Consider the following 21,999-nt stretch of genomic DNA (forward strand, 5'->3'; position numbering starts at 1 on the left):
TTATAGTTATACAATTATAGTCATAAAAAAAACGGGCAGAAGCTCAATGCTTCTGCCCGTCATAGTATGACATTTGTTAAAAGGTATTAGTATTGCTTATCAATATCAAGCGACACATTCTTTCCTAATGTGCTGACTGCGCTCTCACCATACCAATCACCTTCTTTCGTAGACACATTGCCATCTTGGTCAATACGTGCTCGAACGATAAAATCAGGCATATCCGACAGCTTACGCTGTTCAATCATATTATTGTCATCTGACATCATGATTTTCAGAGGAAAACGGCTGAGTGGGATACGAGCCGCTGCAACAGGCATAGCAGAACCATCAGCAGGGTGAATTGAAACAATCACGACACCTTGTGAAGGCAACGTCACATTAGAGCCTAAATTCACAGTGATAGGAACTTGCTTATCTAAAGTCGCTTCTGGGTTCATCTTAGATTTTGCACGTTCAATACTGCGTACTAGCATTTCATAACGTGAATCATCAGGACCAATCAGCATTTGCATCGCTTTCCAAGCAGATACTGCACCTTTATAATCTTGACGCTCAAACGCACTGAACGCTAATAATGATAATGCACGTAGATTGGTTGAGTCTTGACGCAGAACTTGACGAAGTAATGTCTTCGACTGCTCTGCTTTCGCATCATCACCAGAAAGCATTAATGATTGCGCATAACCCAATTTAATTTCAACATCGTCAGGCTTAAGCTTATAAGCTTTTTGCATTGCTCCAACAGAAGTATCAATATCTCGGTTAGCCATACCAATACGACCTAATAACAACCAACCCATTGCATCGTTTGGTTCTTCATACAATTTAGTACGAAGTCCTAACGTTAAATCGATCATTTCAGAATCACTTAACGAAACACCTTCAGGATTCATCAATTGTTTTGATAACTCCGGTAAACGTTCAGAAACTTCATGCCATTTTTCAATTTTATCGATATTACCGAACTTAAAGTAAAAACCGTAAGAAATAGCAACAAACACAAGAATAGATGGCAAGATGAATAATTTTGCATCCATGCTGTCTTGCTGTGCTTTCTCTGGCGCTGGAATATCATCAAGTAATGATTGTTTAAGCTCTGTGATCAACTCTTCTTGGTTGTTCACAAGACCTTCAGCGTCTTCTTCTTCTAACTCCAGTAAGCGATCTTTATAGAACGCTTTGTTCAATTCATCTCGGCGAGCATCATCATCTTGCGCTTTAGCTTTCCATAGCGGAAGAACGATGAATGCGATACCAACAAAAATTAGGGCTAAGGTTGAAATCCAAAACAAACTCATTTGTTTACCTTCCCATCTTCTTTAGTGTCATCTAGTAATGCGTTCAAACGATCTTCATGTTCGTTATCCCACTCTTCTGAATTGTCTTCAGTTACGGTTTTGCTTTTACGGCTACGAAGTACAATGAAACCAAATCCAAACACTAATACAGCCAATGGACCTAACCATAAAACAAGCGTACCAGCAGTTAGCGGTGGATCATAAGTAACAAAGTTACCGTAACGATCAATCATATAAGAAACGATCTCATCATCAGATTTACCTTGCTTGGTCATTTCATACACTTTGTGGCGCATGTCTTGAGCAAGCTCAGCACTTGAATCAGCAATGTTGTTGTTCTGACATTTAGGGCAACGCAAGGTTTGCCCTAATTCTTTAAATTGCTGTTCTTGTTCTGGTGAATCAAATTTATACAAATCGATAGTGGCATAACTTGCTTGAGCAGCAAAAAAGCTCAACGCAAGAATAGCAGCAAGACGAAGACTCAATTTACGTAATATCATCTTCATTATTTAGACTCCGCAACTAGTTGATCGTACATTGGTTTTAGTTTCTCATTCCAATTACGATCATTTACATCACCAACGTGACGATAGCGAACGATGCCATTACTATCGATTAAGAACGTCTCAGGCGCACCATAAACACCTAAATCCATTCCTAGCATGCCGTCACCATCAAACAGCGTAATTAAGTATGGATTACCTAATTCTTTAAGCCATTTAACCGCTCCTGCTCGCTCATCTTTATAGTTCATACCAATAATTTTTACGCCTTCAGTTGCCAGCGTATTAAGGTATTGATGCTCTGCATAGCATGTTGGACACCATGTTGCCCATACATTTAGAAGCAGAGGTTCGCCTTTAAAGATACTTTGATCATAAAGCTTACCTTTTTCCGCTAGATCTTCTAAGCGAAATTCAGGTACCGGTTTACCCACTAAAACTGATTCCAGTTTTGTTGGATCATCGCCATTTGAGTTACGCGTTAATTGGGTAGCAAACACGGCAACTAAAAGTAAAAACAAAGCGAGTGGCACAAATAAAAACTTCTTCATTATTATGCCTCCTGTTTTTTCGATGTTTTACGGAAACGGTAACGCTTATCAGACATTGCTAACACACCGCCTAATGCCATGAATAGAGTACCAGCCCAGATCCAACGAACAAACGGTTTGTAGTAAATACGTACAGCCCATGAACGGTTGTCATCTAAACGCTCCCCCATTGCAATGTATAGATCACGAGTAATGCCACGGTCAATCGCCGCTTCCGTCATCATCGCTCCAGACGTTGCGTAGAAACGTTTTTCAGCGTGCAATGTATTGATGGCTTTACCATCTAACGAAATATCAAAATCAGCGGTATAACCATCATAATTAGGACCATCAGTATCACGAATGCCAGCAAAGTAGAATTGGTAGCCATTCATTTCAATGTGCTCACCAGGTGCCAAACGTACGTCTTTTTCAATACTGTAGTTTTGTACCATTGCAATACCGATAATCGTAATAGCAAGACCGATATGTGCAGATACCATCGCCCAATGACTGCGGCCAAGTTTCGTTAAACCAACAGCAAGTGTATGACGGTGAGTTGCACGTTCATACATTTCAAAACCATGAAGAATAATGATCCAAATTGACATCATCCAACCTAGGTAAGCCATAAATAGGAACTTATCGGCAAAGATAACCATCATTACAGCAGCAAGAGGAACGGTTACCGCTCCTGTGATTACCATACGTTTAACAAGACTATTTAAATTATCTTTCTTCCAACGGATCAGAGGACCGATACCCAATAAGAATGCAAATGGGATCATCAACCATGCAAATAGCATATCGAAGAACGGTGCACCGATTGAGACTGAACCTAAACCAAGTTGCTTATGTACTAAGGGTAATAACGTACCAACAAGAACAACAACTAAAGCCGTTATTAATAAAATATTATTGGCTAATAATGCATTTTCACGAGAAAAAAGAGCAAAATTACCACGAACACGAACTGAAGAACCTTTTAAAGCAAACAGCAGTAATGAACCACCGATAACCATCACTAAGAAGGCAAGAATGAACATGCCTCGAGCGGGATCAGAAGCAAAGGCATGAACCGATACCAAGATGCCAGAACGAACAAGGAACGTACCTAATAAACTTAATGAGAATGCTGATATTGCAAGTAGAACGGTCCAAGCTTTAAACGTACCACGTTTCTCGGTTACCGCTAATGAGTGCATTAGTGCGGTACCAACAAGCCAAGGCATGAATGATGCGTTTTCTACTGGATCCCAGAACCACCAACCGCCCCAGCCAAGTTCATAATATGCCCACCACGAACCTAGAGAGATACCTACGGTTAGAAATGACCATGCAGCAATCGTCCAAGGACGAGACCAACGAGCCCATGCAGTATCTAATCGACCCGTCATTAATGACGCAATAGCAAATGAGAACGCAACAGAGAAACCAACGTAACCCATATAAAGCATTGGTGGATGAATGATCAACCCAGGATCTTGAAGTAATGGGTTTAAATCACGCCCATCAATTGGGAAAAATGGCAGAGTACGTAAAAATGGGTTCGATGTTAAAATGATAAACAGTAAGAAACCAAGGGTAATCCAGCCCATCACTGCCAATACTCGAGCAACAGATTCTTGAGGCATTCCACGACTAAATGTCGCTACAGCCACAGTCCAACCTGCTTGGATTAATACCCAAAGAAGCAATGAACCTTCATGAGCACCCCACACCGCCGTTAAACGATAATACCAAGGCAGTAAACTGTTTGAGTTACTTGCGACGTATTGGAGAGTGAAATCGTTAACGTAGAATGCCCACATTAAGATCCCAAATGATAAACTGAGGAGTAGGAACATCCCCCAAGCGAGAGGTCTTGCACTTTGCATTAATGCTTTATTGCCACGGCTTGCACCGTACATAGGCAATATACTCAATAGGACAGCAAGTCCTAATGAGGCAATCATCGCAAAATGACCGAGTTCTGGAATCATTGACCAGTTCCTTGTTTTTGTTCTTCTGTGTATTTAAGAGGTTCGTGCGTTTTTTTCATCGCTTCTGCAACCTCTGGCGGCATGTACTCTTCATCATGTTTCGCTAATACTTCATGAGCCTTAACTGTTGTCGCATCAACAAGAACACCTTGCGCGACAATACCTTGGCCTTCACGGAATAAATCAGGAAGAATACCATCATAAATAACGGTGACTTTAGGGCCAATGTCTTCAACTTGAAAACGAACTTCTAAAGACTGAGAATCACGTTTAACCGATCCTACAACAACCATACCACCGATACGTAAACGTTGGCCGACTTCAGGTTTTGTTCCATCAGGCTTACCATTCACTAATTCTGTTGGGGTATAGAATAAATCCATATTTTGATTCAATGCATAAAGCATCAACCCAACCGTTGCACTCGCCCCTAGGACTAGAGCAAGGATCAACCCTAGGCGCTTTTTACGTCTTGGATTCATAATGTATTCTCCATAGTTTTTGCTTTTTTAATTCGTTCTTCTCTTGCCATTCTTTGCTCAATTTCTTTTAACAATTGGCGTCGTTTTCCAAGGCTAGAAAATAGAATCCAAAATAAAGAAAGAAAAGTAGCGCCAAAAGCACCCCATACATAAGCGGCGTAACCACCCATGGCAAAAAAATCACTTAATGTTTCAAAATGCATAACAGTAATTCCCTTCTCTTACATTATTTAGAGACGGTAGATTTAGTATCTACCAATGCTCTAACCCAAGGACGATGACTCTCTTTTGCTAAAATTTCATTCCTAAAACGAATAAGAGTCACAGAACCGAAGAAAGTTGCAAAGCCTATGATATTTAATAGTAAAGGCCACAACATATCTGAAGAAATCGAAGGTTTATCAAACTTTGTAATACTTGCACCTTGATGAAGCGTATTCCACCATTCGACAGAGAAGTGAATGATTGGCAGATTAATCACACCAACAATAGCAAGAATACCCGCAGCACGAGCAGCGGTTCGTTGATCATCAAACGCGTTATATAACGCCATAACCCCAAGGTATAAAAATAGAAGAATTAATTCTGACGTTAAACGGGCATCCCATACCCACCAAGCACCCCACATAGGTTTGCCCCAAACGGCACCAGTAAGTAAAGCGATGAACGTAAATACCGCACCAATAGGCGCCATTGCTGCCGCGGCCATATCTGACAATTTTAATTGCCAAACCAAACCGATAAAAGCAGCTATCGCCATCGACATATAAGCGGCCATAGACAAAATAGCAGCAGGTACGTGTATGTAAATAATTCGAAAACTGTCACCTTGTTGATAATCAGAAGGTGCAAAAGCAAGGCCCCAGATGGTCCCAACGGTCAAACTGATGATAGAGATCACCGCAAACCATGGTAGCAGTGTAGTACTTAATTGATACGCTTTTTCTGGTTTAGCGTAAGGATGTAGCCATTTCCACATTGGTTTATCTCACTTACTTAAATATAAAAATTATAATTATGATTTATTGCACACTGACTCGTAGTGCCGAACTAATGGCAAACGGAGTCAATGTTGCGGAGCCCATAAGAAGCGCCCCTAAAATAGCGAGTTGGCCATTATAAGCCATCCCTAGAGTTGCAGCATCAATTGCAGATGTCGCAAAAATTAGAACCGGTATATAAAGTGGGAGTATAAGAAGGCTTAGCAACACTCCCCCTTTTTGCAGACCCACAGTTAATGCAACCCCTACCGCACCAAGAAAACTCAGTGTGGGTGTTCCAAGTAACAGGGTAAGTACAATGGCTAACCATGTATTGAAATCTAAGGATAATAAAATAGCCAGTAATGGGCTGATAATAATCAGCGGCAGGCCAGTCAGTACCCAGTGAGCAAACACTTTGGCTAATACTAAAACCGACAATGGGCTTGGCATTAACATCATTTGTTCTAATGAGCCATCGGAAAAATCGTCTCGGAATAAACGTTCAAGAGAAAGTAAGGCAGACAATAAAGCAGCAACCCAAACAATACCCGCCGCAATACGCGCAAGCAGAATTGGCTCAGGGCCAATACTTAATGGGAATAAGGTAATCACGATAATAAAAAACCACAACGGGTTTAAAACATCGGCTTTACGACGAAAAGCGATCAATAATTCACGTTTTATTATCGTAGTCATTGAAGAAAGCATCTATTACTCACCTAACCTGATTTTTTTCAATTCGTTACTGTCAGTAAATAAATCCTGATGCGTCGTTAGCAAGACAATTCCACCCTGTTTTGCGTGATCCATAAACAACTGCTCTAACACCTTAACGCCCTGCTTATCAATGGCAGTTAATGGCTCATCAAGAACCCACAACTTATGATTGCTCAACCAAAGACGAGCTAATGCAACTCTGCGCTGTTGTCCTGCGGACAATTGCCCTGCTGCGACATCTTCTCGACCCGCTAAGCCAACACGAGCAAGTGCATCCCAAATAGCCTCTTCATTATAGTTGTTATGCATTGATTGATAAAAAGCCAGATTTTCAAATGCTGTCAACTCACGTTTTACACCCGTGTGATGACCTAGAAAAAGTAACGCGGAATGAAAGTCTTCTCGATTCTGTTTAATCGATTCGCCATTCCAATAAATATCACCTTCATCAGAATAACCAAGACCGGCAATAATTCGCAATAATGTGGTTTTTCCTGCACCATTTTGACCTTCTATTTGAATTAACTCACCGTCTGATACGGTAAAGCTGAGTTGTTCAAATAAAACTCTTTCATCTCGAATACAGGTTACATTACGAATTTCTAGCATAGACTTTTATCATTAGAGAATATTGAAAGTATTCTAGCACAGCAAAAACAGGGAAACTTAGATATAAAACAAATCTATTTGCATAGATAAGTAAATAAATATGTCATTTAGTTTCATTTTCATAATGAAAAAAATCCACATTTAATTCATAGGGTTATATATTAAAAAATTAAATACCACCTTATGGGTAGCTGTATTTTTTACCATATCCCATAACGAAAAAAAGCCCCTTAAATAAGGAGCTTTTGAATTCGTTAATCTGAAGAAATCGTTATTCTTCGTCTTCCATTCTTAATGGTGGCATAGAGCCTTTACCGCCAGCAATTTTGGCTTGTAAAGACATCATTAACTCAGCTTCGGCTTTTGGAAGTTCACATTCTTCCATAAGCTCATTAATCCCTGCACCCAGTTGAACCAATTTATTTGCTCTTGAATACAATCGACTGTCGACATCCGTATTCTCAAGTTCATTTAATCGGTCATCAAAATGTTGACTTAATTGAGTCATTTCCGCGACTTTCTGCCCCATATTAATAGAGCCAGAACGAAATTCAACAAATTGCTTTTGCAGCTTTTGTTGTTCATCTTGAAGGTTTTTATACTGCGCTTTCGCTTCTGTCAGCTGTTGCACGAGTTGCTTATTTCGTCTATTTAGTACAAAGAAGAAAACCAAAACAAGGATCATTGCTGTTGCAGCTAGTAGCTCTGAGAGCTGAGTTAAAATATCGACCATTATAGGCTTGCCATGTCATCCCATTCGTCTTCAGACAAAAGTTTATTAAGATCAACCAAGATAAGTAGTTTGCCTTCGCGGTTACTAACACCCTGAATAAATTTAGAGCTGTCTTCCGTTCCAACACTTGGCGTTGTATCAATTTCTGATGAACGTAAGTATACAACTTCTGCCACGCTATCAACAAGGATACCGATAACTTGATGTTCTGATTCAATCACAATGATACGTGTATTATCACTGATCTCGCCTTGCATTAAGCCAAAACGTGAACGAGTATCAATCACCGTTACTACGTTACCACGAAGGTTGATAATACCTAGAACGTAGTCTGGTGCGCCTGGTACTGGCGCAATTTCTGTATGACGTAATACTTCACGAACTTGCATTACGTTAATACCATAGGTTTCTTCTTCTAATTGAAAAGTCACCCATTGTAGTACTTCATCGTTTACTTGATCTTTACGGATCTCTACTTGATTATACTGAGACATTGTATTTCCTCGTCCTCTTAGAGTTATCTTACTCTATTCCCTTAATGTCGAGACCGGCATTAAGCATCGTAATCATTGCCTCAACGTGAATCAAGGCACACATCTTCTCTTTTACCATTCCAGACAACCACGGACGTTTTCCTGCGGTTTCACGCCAACGAATTCGATCACTGGTTAATGTTTCTGTTCCGGCTAACGCATTACACGCTAATCCCCATTTGCTATCACCAAGCATAACAAGGTATTGGTAATTCTCTTTGTAGCTCTCATCTTTGATGCTTTGTGGCATCACCCACTTCGCGGTATCTAACGCATCAATGGTGGTTTCTCGATTATTTTGTAACCCAAGATACCAATCAGGACGACCAATTAAATGACTCAATTCCGTGATCTGATGTATGCCACCTAATTGAGCCAATGGCACAGCAAAGGTCACGCCCATCACTTCAAAAAATAAGACTTGGAACTCTTCATCTAATTCTGAGTTCTTCCAATCTAACCCAATTAAAGGAGGTGATTTTCCTGTTTGAGTCTCTAATTTTATCTCTGAATCAATTGCAGGTTCTTCAGAAATCAACTCGAATTCTTTTATTTCTTCTGGTTTTTTAGTAACAATTTTATCTGAAATATCCCAATCAGAAAGATCCAGTTCTTCTTCCGATTCTTCACTCTCAATGTCATTAACCACATCTTGAGACACCATTGTCGTTTCAACAGCGAGATCTTCTTTTTCTTGTTTTACGAATGCATCGGTAATTAATGAATCAATTTCAACCTGAACTTCAAGTTGTGAATTCTCTAATTGACTTAATAATCGTTGAACATCCTCCAATTGAGGCAACTCAAATGGGTATTCATCGTCATCATCAATGTGTTGTGCTAGTTGTGGTTGATAGTGAGAAGTTACCTGATCTTCTACCATTACCGCTTCAGATGTCCATGTAATCTCTGGCTCTGGCTCTGGCAAAATGATCTCAATATCTTGATCATCTTCAAGCTCAATTATCTCTTCATTTAATAATGCTGAAAAGTAATCTTCGAGTGCTTCTTCACTGGTCAATGGTTTGAAACTCGCCATTAAACTAATCGCTCCAAGTAGTTCAACAACGTTTTATAGGCAAAAACACCACGGCTGTTTGGAGAAACAAAAGACGGTGGCATTCTTTTTAGACTTGCATCTCTAAATTTTGTATCAATAGGAACGGCTGAAGCCCACACTTGATCAGTATACATATGCTTCAGTTCCATTAATGTTTGTAACGACGCATTCGTTCGTTTGTCATACATTGTTGGAATGATCGTAACATCAAATAAAGACGGTTTATTTCTTTGCATGATGGCTAATGTTTTCATCATACGTTCTAAGCCTTTCATTGCTAAGAACTCTGTTTGAACTGGAATTAAGACACGGTTACTGGCCGCTAAGGCATTAATCATCATGACACCTAAGATCGGTGGGCAATCAATAAGTACATAATCGTATTCATCTTCAAGCGCTTTTAATACACGCTTAAGGACCAATCCCATGCCGGTTCGATTCCCCATCACACGATCAAGTGTCGCTAATGACATATGTGCAGGAATAATGTCTAAGCCCGGTACCTTGCTGTGTAAAACAAACGGTTTCACGGTTGTTTTATTTATCGTTGGAAGTTGAAACAATCCAAATAAGCTAGAAGGTAAATTGTCTGAATCATAGCCTAAGTACGTAGTTAACGAACCGTGTGGATCGGTATCCACCATAAGTACTCGTTTACCACGTTCATTTAATAAACCAGCCAGTGTAATTGTTGTGGTTGTTTTACCCACACCACCTTTCTGGTTTGCTATGCTCCAGACAATCATTCGGTTTTCCTACTTTAATCCAACTTCAACAAGCATTCGTTCAGCGACACGTTCTATCGGCAAACTTTCTGAAGACAAACCGGCTTTATCGACGGCTTGTGGCATGCCATAGACAACACAACTTTGCTCATCTTGAGACCAAATGGTTGCGCCAGCAGCTTTAAGCATACGACAGCCTTCACGGCCATCCGCTCCCATACCCGTTAAGATCATAGACAATACTTTATCGCCATACACTTTCGCGGCAGAGCCAAAAGTCACATCAACACATGGTTTGTAATTCATGCGTTCACCACCATCAAGGATCTTCAAACGAGAAGAACCAGGACGACCATCAACCATCATTTGTAAGCCACCTGGAGCCAAATACGCACAACCCGGCTTTAAAATATCGCCATCTTGCGCTTCTTTCACTTGGATCTTACATAAGTTATTTAATCGAGCGGCAAACGCAGCAGTAAACGTTGCTGGCATATGCTGAACTAAAATAATCGGATGTGGGTAATTAGCAGGAAGTGCCGTTAATATCTTTTGTAATGCCACAGGGCCTCCGGTTGAAGTCCCTATTGCGGTTAGCTGATATTTTTTACCCGTCGCTTTAAAACGTTGACCAATAGGTGCACTTGGCACTGCTTTTACTGGTTCAGCGCTCATTGGCGATGTAATTCGTGACGCAGTTACTCTTGTTGTTGCCGCGGCTCTAGGCTCAGTTTTAGTCACTTGAGTAGCTAAAGCAGGTCGACGCATAAACAATTTCTTACGTGCAATCTCAACAATGCGCTGCTGAAGCAATGAAACCGCCTCATCACGATTACGGGCGATATCTTCAAATTTCTTTGGTAAGAAATCCAATGCACCCGCATCTAACGCATCTAATGTCGCTTTTGCACCATCATGAGTTAACGAAGAAAACATCAAAGTTGGTGTTGGGCACACTTTCATGATTTCTCGAACTGCTGAGATACCGTCCATGACAGGCATCTCTATATCCATGGTGATAACATCTGGCTTTAAAGATTGCGCTTTTTCAACGGCTTCTTTGCCGTTTGTTGCTACATCGATGACTTCAAGGCGTGGATCTGAGTTGATAATTTCACTCACTCGACGTCGAAAAAAGCTTGAATCATCAACAACTAATACTTTTATTGCCATGTCAATCCTTGTGCATTAATGCATACGTACTGCATAACGCTTAAGCAAGTTTGGAACATCAAGAATAAGTGCGATGTGACCATCTGAAGTGATGGTTGCACCTGCCATTCCTGGAGTGCCTTGCAGTAATTCATCAAGAGGTTTAATTACCACCTCTTCTTGTCCAATCAGTGTATCAACCACGAAACCGACGCGTTGAGCACCTAATTGAATAATTACTACATGACCTAATCCCGTGCGCTCTGTTTTACGAGCACCAGAAACAAGCCAATCTTGTAAATAAAATAATGGTATCGATTTTTCACGAACGATGGTCGTTAGCTGCCCATCAACAATATTTGTTTTAGAAAGATCAAGATGGAAAATCTCATTCACACTTGCTAGTGGCAATGCAAACGGCTGGTTTGCAACCCCTACCATTAATGTAGGAAGAATAGCGAGTGTTAATGGTACTTTGATTACAATCTTAGTCCCTTCGCCCATGCTTGAATCAATATCGATAGACCCATTTAATTGGTTGATGGCTGTCTTCACAACATCCATACCTACACCACGGCCTGAAATGTCTGAGATTTCAGTTTTCGTTGAGAAACCAGGTGCAAAAATAAGGTTATAACATTCTTTGTTCGTAAGGCGAGAGGCTGCATCAGTATCCATCAAACCACGATTAACCGCGATTCCACGAAGCTTATCAGCGTCCATACCACCACCATCATCAATGATGCTTAGTAAGATATGATCGCCTTCTTGTGAAGCAGACAGAATCACTTTACCGGTACGATCTTTGCCCGTTTTTTCACGAACATCTGGCATTTCAATACCATGATCGACAGAGTTACGAACCAAGTGAATCAGTGGATCAGCAAGTGCTTCCACTAAGTTTTTATCTAGATCCGTTTCTTCACCGCGCATTTCAAGCACAATGTCTTTTTTCAGAGTACGAGCTAAATCACGAACAACACGTGGGAAGCGACCAAATACTTTCTTGATTGGCTGCATACGTGTTTTCATTACTGCGCCTTGGATATCAGCAGTAACGACATCAAGGTTTGAAACTGCTTTAGACATTTCTTCGTCATTGCTGTTCAAACCAAGACTCACTAAGCGGTTACGAACCAATACTAATTCACCCACCATGTTCATGATGTTGTCTAGCGTTGATGTATCAACACGTACCGTGCTTTCTGCTTGTGATTTCTGTTGTTTCGTTGGCGCTTTTTGAACTGGCTTAGGTGCTTCAACTGGTTTTGGGGCTTGTGTTCTTGTTGGCGCAAGCGGAGCTTCAACTACCGGTGCTTTTTCTACCACTGGCGTTTCTGCCATTGAAGAAGCAGGCTTAACCGCTTGTTCTAACTCTTCATCTGTTGGGCCTTTACCAGAACCGTGCAGCTGATCTAATAACTTTTCAAACTCATCATCAGACATTACATCCGAATCACCAGACATCGCAATATCGGCTGCTTTTGTGTCAACAACTGGTGCAGACACGGCCGCTACCGATGAATTTGTCGGGCTATTACCTGAACCATGTAGCTCATCAAGTAAACGCTCAAATTCATCATCAGTAATATCGCCTTCAGACATAGAGCTCACGGTATTTGAAGAAACAGGAGTTGACGCAACTGGCGCAGAAGTCACCGCTGAAGGTGCCGTTCCTTTACCGTGCAATTCATCTAACAGTTTCTCAAATTCATCTTCTGTAATGTCATCCACAGAATCATGGATAGCTGAAGTCGCGGTGATCACAGGAGCGACAACGACTGGTGCAACTACGGCAACTTCATCTTCGCTTGTCGGCTTACTTAGACGATGTAACTCATCTAAAACCTGTTGCGATGCTGGTGCTAAAGGCTCACCATTTTGCACTGAACCAAACATAACGTTCACGGTATCTAGCGTTTCTAGAATCGTATCCATCAGCTCAGAGGTAACTTTGCGTTTACCAGTACGAAGGATATCAAACACATTCTCCGCACCATGACATGCATCAACCAATTCAGTTAACGAAAGGAAGCCTGCGCCCCCTTTTACTGTATGGAAACCACGGAAAATTGCATTTAATAAATCAGAATCATCAGGGCGTTGCTCTAATTCAACTAATTGTTCAGAAAGTAGCTCAAGAATTTCTCCTGCTTCAATTAAGAAATCTTGCAGAATGTCTTCATCCATTTCAAAGCTCATAATATTCCTCTAAAATCCAAGACTGGCTAATAAATCATCGACATCATCTTGCGATGCCACAGCGTCTTCACGTTCATGCGGGTTCAAAATAGGACCCTCAGCTTTAGACGGCTTTTTAGATTCGTCTTCTGCAGCACCTAGGCGTTCTTCAACTTTAAACAACGTCAATATATCAACCAGTCGGTCTTCGACTTCCTGAACTAATGTTATTACACGTTTAATTATCTGACCGGTAAGGTCTTGAAAGTCTTGCGCCATTAAGATGTTGGTTAACTCGTTACGAAGTTCCGAGCTATTACCTTCAACTTGAGTAAGAAGTCCATCAATGTTGTGACATAAAGATTTAAATTGAGCTAACTCAATTCGACCTTTCATTAGACTATTCCATTGAGGACGAACCTGAAGAAGTCCTTCATGCAACTCGTCAGCAATAGGTAATGAACGATCAACAGCATCCATGGTTTTATTGGCGGCTATTTCCGTTTTATCAATCACATATTGCAAACGATCACGTGCATCAGGGATCTCATCATTAGCAATAGCAACAACGCGGTGATCAAGTTTAAAGTTCTTTAATGATTCGTGAAGATCACGAGTTAAAGATCCTATTTCTTGAAGCATTGGCTGCTCTTGAGGAACGGCGAGTGCGGCAACCAATTGATTGGCTTCTTCTTGCTTGCCGTCTTCTAATAAAGCGACAAGTTCCTTGGCATCTGTTAATGAAATCATTGTTAGGTGGTCCTTACTTACGCAACACTTTCTTATAAACGTTCAAAAATCTTGTCTAATTTTTCTTTCAATGTTGCAGCAGTAAATGGCTTAACAATATAACCATTAACACCCGCTTGAGCGGCTTCAATGATCTGCTCGCGTTTTGCTTCAGCGGTGATCATTAATACAGGTAAGTGTTTTAATTCGCCATCGGCACGAATTGTTTTTAGCAAGTCGATCCCTTGCATGCCTGGCATGTTCCAATCTGTTACTACAAAATCGAAACCGCCCTTTTTAAGCAATGGTAATGCTGTTAAACCATCATCCGCTTCTTGGGTGTTATTAAAACCTAAGTCACGTAATAAGTTTTTTACAATACGGCGCATTGTTGAGAAGTCATCAACAATAAGGATCTTCATGTTTTTATTCAAAATCGCCTCCAGTGAGGGCACAAAGTAACGGGATTTAATTATTCTACTGTCCAAGTTGATAACTTGGCCCGTAGTCGTTGCATTGATTGACTGTGTATTTGGCTGACACGAGACTCGCTGACACCAATAACTGCACCAATTTCTTTCAAATTTAACTCTTCATCGTAATAAAGAGATAAAACTAAAGCTTCTCTTTCTGGAAGGGTTTTAATCGCCTCCACAAGAGCAACTCGAAAATGTTCATCTACAACACCTTGAAATGGAATATTATCATCAGCGTGTTCTTCCGTTGTTATGACATCTTCGGAAACGCCTAAATCTTCCATACCGACAAGTTTACCGCAATTTACATCATTAAGTATCTGATAATACTGATCTAACGGTAATTCTAAATGTTCTGCTATCTCTTTATCGGTCGGTTCGCGAGAAAGTTTAGCTTCAAGTGCTTTAATTGCTGCATTAACCATTCGACTGTTCTTATGAACAGAGCGAGGAACCCAGTCCCCGCGTCGAATTTCATCCAGCATCGAACCTCTGATTCTTATTCCAGCGTATGTTTCAAAACTTGCGCCTTTACTGCCGTCATAATTTTGTTGTGCTTCTAACAGGCCGATCATTCCAGACTGTATTAAATCATCAACTAATACACTTGCTGGTAATCTTGCCATTAAGTGATGGGCAATGCGTTTTACCAGTTCAGAATAGCGCTCTAAAAATGCTTTCTGACTGTTCACATTGCCTTTATGATCGTAAGTTAAGGTATTAGACATAGTCGTCCTCTACTTCGCTGGTTTTTTCATTTCGTAGCAGTTTCTCTACAAAAAATTCTAAATGTCCACTCGGTGCTTTAGGTACAGGCCATGTCACGATTTTATTCGCTAATGACTTCATCGCTAATGCCGCAGGTGAACGAGGGTAAGCGTCTACAACTACTTTTTGCTTTCTTACCGCTAAACGCACTTTTTCATCTAATGGAATACAAGCCACTAATTCCATGTTTGCAGATAAAAAACGATCCGTTACTAACGTTAGTTTTGCAAATAGCTCGCGGCCTTCACGGTAACTTCTCACCATGTTAGCGACGATTTTAAATCGTTGAACATTATGTTCACGACTCAGTAATTTAATCAGTGCGTATGCATCCGTAATTGACGTTGGTTCATCACATACCACCACTAATACATCTTGTGCAGCACGAGCAAAGCTCGTCACCATGTCAGATATGCCAGCCGCGGTATCGATCAGTAATATGTCAATATCATCTTCTAAGCTACTAAAAGCTCGGATTAACCCTGCATGTTGCACAGGCGAAAGTTCGGCCATCGATTTTGTACCAGACGTCGCGGGAATAATTTTTACTCCGTACGGGCCTTCTACAATGATGTCCGCTAAATCACATTCGCCTTCAAGTACGTGACCTAGGTTTTTATGCGCACGGACACCAAGCATGATATCAATGTTTGCTAAGCCAAGATCGCCATCCAACACCATCACTTTCTTTCCTTGCTGAGCAAGTGATAATGCTAAATTTAATGTTACGTTTGTTTTACCTACGCCGCCTTTACCACCCGTTACGGCAACCACTTTGGTCAACGTAGGTTTGGTCAGTCGTCGTAATCCACTAGCCTGATCGTATATATTATTATCAATCATAAATTATTTGCCTCTGGCATGTCGCTATTCCAGAAATGAGGGTCCTTTTCCGTCGCTTTTTCTAGTAATTCATTTGCTTTAGCTACTAGGTATTTAGGTTGAGCAAGTACGATATCTTCAGGTACACGCTGACCATTAGCAATATAAGAGATCGGTAACCCATTTTCGATGGTTACACTAATTAACTCACCTAAGCTCAATGACTCATCAATCTTACTTAAAATACACCCAGACAATGGGATACGTTTAAAGTGATCGATCGTCTCTTGTAACACTCGGCGCTGTGCCGTTGCTGGCATAACTAAATAACTGTTTATTTGTGAGCCACTATGCTCCATTAATGTGTCTAATTGCTCTGTTAATCGAACATCACGTTGACCCATACCCGCAGTATCTACCAAAATTAAACGGCGATTGCGTAATTGATATAAGACGGTTGCAAGCTCATCGGCATCTTTTGCAATTCGAACTGGGCAACCCATGATTCGGCCATAAATAGCCAATTGTTCTTGTGCCCCGATACGGAAAGTATCCGTTGTAACTAAGGCAACTTGATCTGGTCCATATTCCATTGCAGCTCTTGCTGCTAATTTTGCGATTGTTGTTGTTTTACCAACCCCAGTAGGACCAAGCAAAGCAACAATACCACCACGAGCCAATGTATCGACTTTAGTGGTTGGAATTTGCTCTGCTAACAATTTTAGTAATGATGCCCATGCGTCTTTAGGTTCGGTATCTTCAGGAATATAACACGCTAATTGATCCGCTAATTCTTCAGATAAACCCATTTTCTCTAGACGTTTAATTAACATTGCACGAAGTGGCTCTCTACGCTCGACTTCTTGCCACATTAATCCTGACACTTGATGTTCTAACAAACGACGAATAGACGACATTTCAGAACGCATGCCTTCTAAATCTTCATTCGATTCTTGATTTGATCGTCTTCCTTTCTCATAACGAGAAGGGTCTAATTTAGGCTGCATTCTCTCAGGACGATCATTCATTGGATTATCCGAAATAAGGTGCGCTAAGTTTGGATTACTTTGAATCGCACGAGTCATTTCAGACGTATCTAATTTAGGTCTTGAGTGTGTTGCAGGCTTTGATGATACAGATTGATGTTGAAACTTAGATTGACGCTGAAGCAAAGCCGCTAAACTGTCTTCTTCACGTTGCTCTGTCTTTTCAGGTTCAGCAGGAGCCCCTGAATTTGAACCATATTGCTTTATCATATTAGCAAAGCGACGCGTCATAGAGCCTTTATTGTTATTGCCTACATTCACTCTGTCATCTTCAATTTCACGACGAACAGGCGCAGCAGATGACGTTGAACTACCGTTAGGATCGATTGCCGCTACGATTTCAATACCGCCAGTGACTTTTTTATTTGACATAATGACGGCGTCAACACCCAGTTCTTCTTTTACTTGAACTAGAGCTGAGCGCATATCTTTTGCAAAAAATCGTTTAATTTTCAATTTCGTATTCCTGCGTTAAATAAGTCGACGCGATTAATTACCAACGGCTTGAACTATTCTAATTTGCTTCTCATCTGGAATTTCTTGATAAGAAAGCACTCGTAAATTTGGAATTGTATTCTTAACAAATTTCGCTAATGTTGAACGCAACACGCCCGATGTCAGCAAGACAGCGGCCTCTCCTTTTAACTCTTGTTCTTGAGTCGCAAGCGTTAATGAAGCTTGCAAGCGTTCAGCCAAACCAGGTTCAATGCCCGTTGTTTCACCGCCTGACGCCTGCATAGTTTGATGCAAAATTTGTTCCAGTTCTGGGATTAAGGTAATAACAGGCATTTCAGCCTCTACCCCATTGATTTCCTGAACAATTAATCGTTTTAGCGCAATTCTGACGGCGGCCGTCAAAATGTCGGGTTCTTGACTTTTTGGCGCATATTCAGACAAAGTTTGGACAATGGTTCTAATATCACGAACTGGAATTGCTTCATTCAACAAATTCTGAAGTACTTTTACAACCGCCCCTAACGGTAATTGATCGGGTACTAACCCTTCAACCAATTTAGGTGAGCTTTGTGAAAGCAACTCTAATAAGTTCTGAACTTCTTCATGTCCTAATAACTGCGCCGCATTATTTGTTAGTAATTGACTTAAGTGGGTTGCTAATACCGTTGCAGCATCTACAACAGTATAGCCCAAGGCTTGAGCATGCTCTCTTTGCTCTTCGTTTATCCATACGGCTTCAAGACCAAAGGCTGGATCAAGCGTTGGTTCACCTTCAATCGAGCCATACACTTGCCCTGGGTTGATCGCTAATTCTTTATCTGGACGAATTTCAGCTTCGCCACCGGCCACACCCATCAAGGTAATTCTGTATACGTTTGGTGGCAGTTCTAAATTATCTCGAATATGAACCGCAGGTACCAAGAAACCGAAATCTTGAGACAGCTTCTTACGAACCCCTTTAACACGATCAAGAAGCTCACCACCTTGTTCTTTATCTACCATTGGGATCAAACGATAACCAACTTCTAGTCCAATCACATCGACAGGTTGAACATCATCCCATGACAGTTCTTTTGGTTGTGAAGAAGACAACTCCATTGGAGGTGCTGCTTTTTTATCTTCTCCCTCTTCTGCTTTTTTCTTCGTCAGGTAATACGCCCAACCACTCGCTAGAAGTGCAAGCAATATAAATGGGAAATGCGGCATTCCAGGAACAATACCCATAACAAACATGATCCCACCCGTTACCATCAATGCTTTTGGGTTATCAACTAATTGAAACACCAATTGCTCACCCATGTCTTCGTCTGTGTTTTGACGAGTTACCATGATCGCAGCACCAATCGACAATAGTAATGATGGGATTTGAGCAACCAAGCCATCACCAATCGTTAGCAAAGTATAAATTTGAATCGCTTCACTAAAACCTAAATCAAATTGCGCCATACCGATGGCAAAGCCACCAATAATATTAATAAATAGAATTAAGATACCGGCAATGGCATCCCCTTTTACAAATTTTGACGCGCCATCCATTGAACCGTAAAAGTCAGCTTCTTTGGTGACTTCAAAACGACGCGTTCTTGCTTGTTCTTGATCGATTAAGCCGGCATTCAAATCCGCATCAATCGCCATTTGTTTACCAGGTAAGGCATCCAAGGTGAAACGTGCACTTACTTCTGAAATACGGCCCGCACCTTTGGTTACAACCATAAAGTTAATGATCATCAAGATAATAAAAACAATCAAACCAACCGCATAGTTACCGCCGATAACCACATTACCAAACGCCTCGATAACGTTACCTGCCGCCCCCGGCCCTTCATGACCATGCAGCAATACCACACGAGTCGATGCCACGTTCAAAGCAAGGCGAAGTAAGGTAGATACAAGAAGAATGGTTGGGAACGCAGCAAAATCAAGAGGTCTACGAGTGTAGATTGTCACTAACAATACAACCATTGCTAAGGCGATATTGAAGGTAAACATAAGATCGAGTAAAAAAGCCGGGATCGGTAATATCACCATCGCTAGTGCTGATAACACTAAAATCGGCGCACCTATTGATGGGATTTTCTTGCCTTTTAAGGCAGAGAGTTTATTCGGTAGTGGAATTTGAAATTTCATCACTTAGGCTTCTTACTCATTGTTATTACTAATAAAAATTAATAATCTTAGTCTGATCATTTACGGCTACATCTAACAAAGCAATTTTCGAGCCAGATTAATGTCAGTTTTTTGGCTCTAAAGTCCTCTTTTTCTGACAGGCCGTCTATCTCTTGAACAACATTCACATAAATGCAATTAACCAGTTAATTTTTATAAGAAAATAACAAACAACATTGAAATAAGTAGTGCACTTTGTATAATCCTACTGACACTTTAATTATTATCTTCAGGTGATTCCATGTCCAATGTATCTCTTAGTACAAATCAAAATGAACTAAAAAAAATGGATATCGGTGGGAGGGTAATGATTGAAGTGAACTGTCCCAATGGAAAATCAGCCCAAGTAAGCTCAACCTTAATTGGTTTTAAAAAAGGACAATATATATTTATTGAATATCCTTCAGCAACTTCACTTGAATTTAATAAGATTTATCTTGAAGGAGCAGATGTCACCTTCCGAGCCATAACCAATACAACCTATCGTGATGTCATCGCCTTTAGAACCAAAATTCACTCTGTTATTTATCGTCCGATGGAAATGATTTGTCTGTATGCGCCAAGCAGTATTTCAATGCGACAAATACGCTCACACCAAAGAATCGACGCAAATTTTTCATGCAAAGTAGCCAGCAGTAATAATTCGATATCTGGCACTATGGTGGATTTTTCATCCGGAGGGTGTGCTATTTATTCACCATCAGAAACAGCATCACTTTTAAATCAAAACGTCACTATTAATGTAAATACTGAAAATAATACAAACATAATTCTTCATGGCGTAGTGAAGAGTATAGACACAAAGAATCAATTATCTAAAATTGGGATAATGTTTAATACTGACAACATTGATGATAGTTCATTGCAAACATTACATCATTTAGCGGCTTTTAAAGAGTTAGGGTAAATTATTTCTTTAATTCATCAGGGATGGTCAGTGAATCATCATCTAGCTCAGGTTTCGTTCCACCGCGCTTTTTATACTGCTTCATTTGAAATATATAAGCCAATATCTGCGCCACAGCAGCAAATAAACCATCAGGGATTTGTTGTTCCACTTCTGTTGAGTGGTATAACGCTCGTGCAAGAGGTGGGGCTGGCAATATATCTATATTATGTTCACGAGCAATTTCTCGGATTTTCATTGCGATATGATCGACCCCTTTCGCCACCACAATCGGTGCCGAGTCTTTAGTTTGATCATAACGTAAAGCAACAGAATAATGCTCAGGGTTGGTGACAATAACATCCGCCGACGGTACATCCGCCATCATTCGACGTTGCGTCATTTCACGTTGCAGCATACGAATACGCCCTTTTACTTCTGGCTTCCCTTCTGTTTCTTTGTATTCATCTTTAATTTCTTGTTTTGTCATTTTCAATTGATTGGCGTGTTGCCAAATTTGAAAGGGAATATCAATCGCGACAACAATCAATAAAGTACAGCTGATCAACAGAATAAAATTCAATAGGATATCTAGAGAATGAAAAATATTCGACGGATACGTATCTAAACTTAATTGAAATAAGTCCGCCTTACTTTTATTGATCAAATAGAAAGCAGTGCCACCAACAAGCGATACTTTTAAGATCGACTTTAAAAGCTCAACCCAACTTTGCATACCAAACATACGTTTAATACCTGACATTGGGTTCATTTTAGACGGTTTTGGCATTGCGGCTTCGGCAGAAAAGCTGATCCCACCAAGGCCTGCGGCTCCAATTAAAGCCGCCACAAACAACATAAGCAGAATTTTTAAAACAGGGAAAACTAAGGCGACTAACGCCCCGCCCACTATCTCAAGTAATTTATTGGTATCGAAGATTTCTTCTCTAGAAATAGAAAAGAAGCGACTCATGATCGATAACAATGCTTTACCAACCTCATCACCAAACCACATCAACGAAATAGCACCACAGACTAATACTGACACTGACGCCAGTTCTTTTGACCTTGCAACTTGCCCTTTATCTTTGGCCTGTTGCAAGCGTTTGGACGTGGCGTCTTCGGTGCGTTCTTGACCGTCACTATCAGCCATTAT

The 21,999-nt window shown here is 40.6% G+C and carries 23 protein-coding genes; 1 reads left to right on the forward strand and 22 read right to left on the reverse strand.

What is annotated here, in order from left to right; genetic code table 11:
* Positions 1–86: 86 nt before the first annotated feature.
* From ccmI to flhA, 21 genes are all read right to left on the reverse strand, one after another.
* Positions 87–1,301: a c-type cytochrome biogenesis protein CcmI gene (gene ccmI / locus A6E04_RS08880; RefSeq protein WP_012550776.1), complete on the reverse strand. Its 1,215-nt coding sequence runs from the start codon at positions 1,299–1,301 to the stop codon at positions 87–89.
* A complete protein-coding gene (locus A6E04_RS08885) occupies positions 1,298–1,810 on the reverse strand; it encodes a cytochrome c-type biogenesis protein (RefSeq protein ID WP_023603874.1) in 513 nt (170 codons plus the stop codon). Before A6E04_RS08885 ends, ccmI begins: the two co-directional genes overlap by 4 nt.
* A complete protein-coding gene (locus A6E04_RS08890; protein ID WP_023603875.1) occupies positions 1,810–2,361 on the reverse strand; it encodes a DsbE family thiol:disulfide interchange protein in 552 nt (183 codons plus the stop codon). The genes A6E04_RS08885 and A6E04_RS08890 overlap by 1 nt, the downstream gene beginning before the upstream one ends.
* Entirely contained in the window at positions 2,361–4,319 is a 1,959-nt protein-coding gene (locus A6E04_RS08895) for a heme lyase CcmF/NrfE family subunit (RefSeq protein ID WP_012550779.1), read from the reverse strand. The genes A6E04_RS08890 and A6E04_RS08895 overlap by 1 nt, the downstream gene beginning before the upstream one ends.
* Positions 4,316–4,801 (reverse strand): cytochrome c maturation protein CcmE, encoded by a 486-nt coding sequence (ccmE, locus tag A6E04_RS08900; protein WP_023603876.1) that lies wholly within the window; start codon positions 4,799–4,801, stop codon positions 4,316–4,318. Before ccmE ends, A6E04_RS08895 begins: the two co-directional genes overlap by 4 nt.
* Complete coding sequence (ccmD, locus tag A6E04_RS08905) at positions 4,798–5,004, reverse strand: heme exporter protein CcmD (RefSeq protein ID WP_012550781.1); 207 nt, start codon at positions 5,002–5,004, stop codon at positions 4,798–4,800. Before ccmD ends, ccmE begins: the two co-directional genes overlap by 4 nt.
* A gap of 23 nt (positions 5,005–5,027) precedes the next feature.
* Positions 5,028–5,780 (reverse strand): heme ABC transporter permease, encoded by a 753-nt coding sequence (locus tag A6E04_RS08910; protein ID WP_017023439.1) that lies wholly within the window; start codon positions 5,778–5,780, stop codon positions 5,028–5,030.
* A 43-nt stretch (positions 5,781–5,823) separates the two neighbouring features.
* Entirely contained in the window at positions 5,824–6,492 is a 669-nt protein-coding gene (gene ccmB / locus A6E04_RS21150) for a heme exporter protein CcmB (protein ID WP_017023440.1), read from the reverse strand.
* 3 nt (positions 6,493–6,495) lie between these two features.
* Positions 6,496–7,110 (reverse strand): cytochrome c biogenesis heme-transporting ATPase CcmA, encoded by a 615-nt coding sequence (gene ccmA, locus A6E04_RS21155; RefSeq protein ID WP_017023441.1) that lies wholly within the window; start codon positions 7,108–7,110, stop codon positions 6,496–6,498.
* Positions 7,111–7,381: 271 nt separating this feature from the next.
* Positions 7,382–7,843 (reverse strand): DUF2802 domain-containing protein, encoded by a 462-nt coding sequence (locus A6E04_RS08925; RefSeq protein WP_017023442.1) that lies wholly within the window; start codon positions 7,841–7,843, stop codon positions 7,382–7,384.
* The gene (locus A6E04_RS08930; protein ID WP_017023443.1) at positions 7,843–8,337 is read right to left on the reverse strand and encodes a chemotaxis protein CheW; all 495 of its coding nucleotides are present in this window, start codon (positions 8,335–8,337) and stop codon (positions 7,843–7,845) included. Before A6E04_RS08930 ends, A6E04_RS08925 begins: the two co-directional genes overlap by 1 nt.
* 28 nt (positions 8,338–8,365) lie before the next feature.
* Positions 8,366–9,415 (reverse strand): chemotaxis protein CheW, encoded by a 1,050-nt coding sequence (locus tag A6E04_RS08935; RefSeq protein WP_065610932.1) that lies wholly within the window; start codon positions 9,413–9,415, stop codon positions 8,366–8,368.
* Positions 9,415–10,182, reverse strand: coding sequence for a ParA family protein (locus tag A6E04_RS08940; protein WP_012550788.1), 768 nt, complete (start codon positions 10,180–10,182; stop codon positions 9,415–9,417). Before A6E04_RS08940 ends, A6E04_RS08935 begins: the two co-directional genes overlap by 1 nt.
* 9 nt (positions 10,183–10,191) lie before the next feature.
* Positions 10,192–11,334, reverse strand: coding sequence for a protein-glutamate methylesterase/protein-glutamine glutaminase (locus A6E04_RS08945; RefSeq protein WP_065610934.1), 1,143 nt, complete (start codon positions 11,332–11,334; stop codon positions 10,192–10,194).
* A gap of 15 nt (positions 11,335–11,349) precedes the next feature.
* Positions 11,350–13,515 (reverse strand): chemotaxis protein CheA, encoded by a 2,166-nt coding sequence (locus A6E04_RS08950; protein WP_065610936.1) that lies wholly within the window; start codon positions 13,513–13,515, stop codon positions 11,350–11,352.
* 9 nt (positions 13,516–13,524) lie between these two features.
* Positions 13,525–14,244, reverse strand: a complete 720-nt coding sequence (locus A6E04_RS08955) for a protein phosphatase CheZ (RefSeq protein ID WP_017023447.1) — start codon at positions 14,242–14,244, stop codon at positions 13,525–13,527.
* Between the two features lie 32 nt (positions 14,245–14,276).
* Complete coding sequence (gene cheY / locus A6E04_RS08960) at positions 14,277–14,645, reverse strand: chemotaxis response regulator CheY (protein ID WP_012550792.1); 369 nt, start codon at positions 14,643–14,645, stop codon at positions 14,277–14,279.
* A gap of 50 nt (positions 14,646–14,695) precedes the next feature.
* Positions 14,696–15,427: an RNA polymerase sigma factor FliA gene (locus tag A6E04_RS08965; protein WP_012550793.1), complete on the reverse strand. Its 732-nt coding sequence runs from the start codon at positions 15,425–15,427 to the stop codon at positions 14,696–14,698.
* Positions 15,420–16,310 (reverse strand): MinD/ParA family protein, encoded by an 891-nt coding sequence (locus tag A6E04_RS08970; protein ID WP_012550794.1) that lies wholly within the window; start codon positions 16,308–16,310, stop codon positions 15,420–15,422. Before A6E04_RS08970 ends, A6E04_RS08965 begins: the two co-directional genes overlap by 8 nt.
* A complete protein-coding gene (gene flhF / locus A6E04_RS08975) occupies positions 16,307–17,791 on the reverse strand; it encodes a flagellar biosynthesis GTPase FlhF (RefSeq protein WP_017023448.1) in 1,485 nt (494 codons plus the stop codon). Before flhF ends, A6E04_RS08970 begins: the two co-directional genes overlap by 4 nt.
* Before the next feature lie 33 nt (positions 17,792–17,824).
* Positions 17,825–19,918 carry a flagellar biosynthesis protein FlhA gene (gene flhA, locus A6E04_RS08980; RefSeq protein ID WP_017023449.1) on the reverse strand — a complete coding sequence of 698 codons (2,094 nt, stop codon included), beginning with the start codon at positions 19,916–19,918 and terminating at the stop codon, positions 17,825–17,827.
* A 280-nt stretch (positions 19,919–20,198) separates the two neighbouring features.
* Here flhA and A6E04_RS08985 point away from each other — a divergent pair, with 280 nt between their 5' ends.
* The gene (locus A6E04_RS08985; RefSeq protein WP_017023450.1) at positions 20,199–20,864 is read left to right on the forward strand and encodes a flagellar brake protein; all 666 of its coding nucleotides are present in this window, start codon (positions 20,199–20,201) and stop codon (positions 20,862–20,864) included.
* A gap of 1 nt (position 20,865) precedes the next feature.
* On the opposite strand, the gene flhB is transcribed toward A6E04_RS08985, so the two are convergent.
* The gene (gene flhB, locus A6E04_RS08990) at positions 20,866–21,996 is read right to left on the reverse strand and encodes a flagellar biosynthesis protein FlhB (protein ID WP_017023451.1); all 1,131 of its coding nucleotides are present in this window, start codon (positions 21,994–21,996) and stop codon (positions 20,866–20,868) included.
* Between the last annotated feature and the right edge of the window lie 3 nt (positions 21,997–21,999).

This window comes from Aliivibrio logei (assembly GCF_001691055.1).
Classification (GTDB): domain Bacteria; phylum Pseudomonadota; class Gammaproteobacteria; order Enterobacterales; family Vibrionaceae; genus Aliivibrio; species Aliivibrio salmonicida.

What these genes read in the sequence shown, in the direction of transcription:
- ccmI (WP_012550776.1), bottom strand. Translation starts at nt 1,301, where the DNA reads ATGAGTTTGTTTTGGATTTCAACCTTAGCCCTAATTTTTGTTGGTATC.
- A6E04_RS08885 (WP_023603874.1), bottom strand. Translation starts at nt 1,810, where the DNA reads ATGAAGATGATATTACGTAAATTGAGTCTTCGTCTTGCTGCTATTCTT.
- A6E04_RS08895 (WP_012550779.1), bottom strand. Translation starts at nt 4,319, where the DNA reads ATGATTCCAGAACTCGGTCATTTTGCGATGATTGCCTCATTAGGACTT.
- ccmE (WP_023603876.1), bottom strand. Translation starts at nt 4,801, where the DNA reads ATGAATCCAAGACGTAAAAAGCGCCTAGGGTTGATCCTTGCTCTAGTC.
- ccmD (WP_012550781.1), bottom strand. Translation starts at nt 5,004, where the DNA reads ATGCATTTTGAAACATTAAGTGATTTTTTTGCCATGGGTGGTTACGCC.
- A6E04_RS08910 (WP_017023439.1), bottom strand. Translation starts at nt 5,780, where the DNA reads ATGTGGAAATGGCTACATCCTTACGCTAAACCAGAAAAAGCGTATCAA.
- ccmB (WP_017023440.1), bottom strand. Translation starts at nt 6,492, where the DNA reads ATGCTTTCTTCAATGACTACGATAATAAAACGTGAATTATTGATCGCT.
- ccmA (WP_017023441.1), bottom strand. Translation starts at nt 7,110, where the DNA reads ATGCTAGAAATTCGTAATGTAACCTGTATTCGAGATGAAAGAGTTTTA.
- A6E04_RS08925 (WP_017023442.1), bottom strand. Translation starts at nt 7,843, where the DNA reads ATGGTCGATATTTTAACTCAGCTCTCAGAGCTACTAGCTGCAACAGCA.
- A6E04_RS08930 (WP_017023443.1), bottom strand. Translation starts at nt 8,337, where the DNA reads ATGTCTCAGTATAATCAAGTAGAGATCCGTAAAGATCAAGTAAACGAT.
- A6E04_RS08935 (WP_065610932.1), bottom strand. Translation starts at nt 9,415, where the DNA reads ATGGCGAGTTTCAAACCATTGACCAGTGAAGAAGCACTCGAAGATTAC.
- A6E04_RS08940 (WP_012550788.1), bottom strand. Translation starts at nt 10,182, where the DNA reads ATGATTGTCTGGAGCATAGCAAACCAGAAAGGTGGTGTGGGTAAAACA.
- A6E04_RS08945 (WP_065610934.1), bottom strand. Translation starts at nt 11,334, where the DNA reads ATGGCAATAAAAGTATTAGTTGTTGATGATTCAAGCTTTTTTCGACGT.
- A6E04_RS08950 (WP_065610936.1), bottom strand. Translation starts at nt 13,515, where the DNA reads ATGAGCTTTGAAATGGATGAAGACATTCTGCAAGATTTCTTAATTGAA.
- A6E04_RS08955 (WP_017023447.1), bottom strand. Translation starts at nt 14,244, where the DNA reads ATGATTTCATTAACAGATGCCAAGGAACTTGTCGCTTTATTAGAAGAC.
- cheY (WP_012550792.1), bottom strand. Translation starts at nt 14,645, where the DNA reads ATGAAGATCCTTATTGTTGATGACTTCTCAACAATGCGCCGTATTGTA.
- A6E04_RS08965 (WP_012550793.1), bottom strand. Translation starts at nt 15,427, where the DNA reads ATGTCTAATACCTTAACTTACGATCATAAAGGCAATGTGAACAGTCAG.
- A6E04_RS08970 (WP_012550794.1), bottom strand. Translation starts at nt 16,310, where the DNA reads ATGATTGATAATAATATATACGATCAGGCTAGTGGATTACGACGACTG.
- flhA (WP_017023449.1), bottom strand. Translation starts at nt 19,918, where the DNA reads ATGAAATTTCAAATTCCACTACCGAATAAACTCTCTGCCTTAAAAGGC.
- A6E04_RS08985 (WP_017023450.1), top strand. Translation starts at nt 20,199, where the DNA reads ATGTCCAATGTATCTCTTAGTACAAATCAAAATGAACTAAAAAAAATG.
- flhB (WP_017023451.1), bottom strand. Translation starts at nt 21,996, where the DNA reads ATGGCTGATAGTGACGGTCAAGAACGCACCGAAGACGCCACGTCCAAA.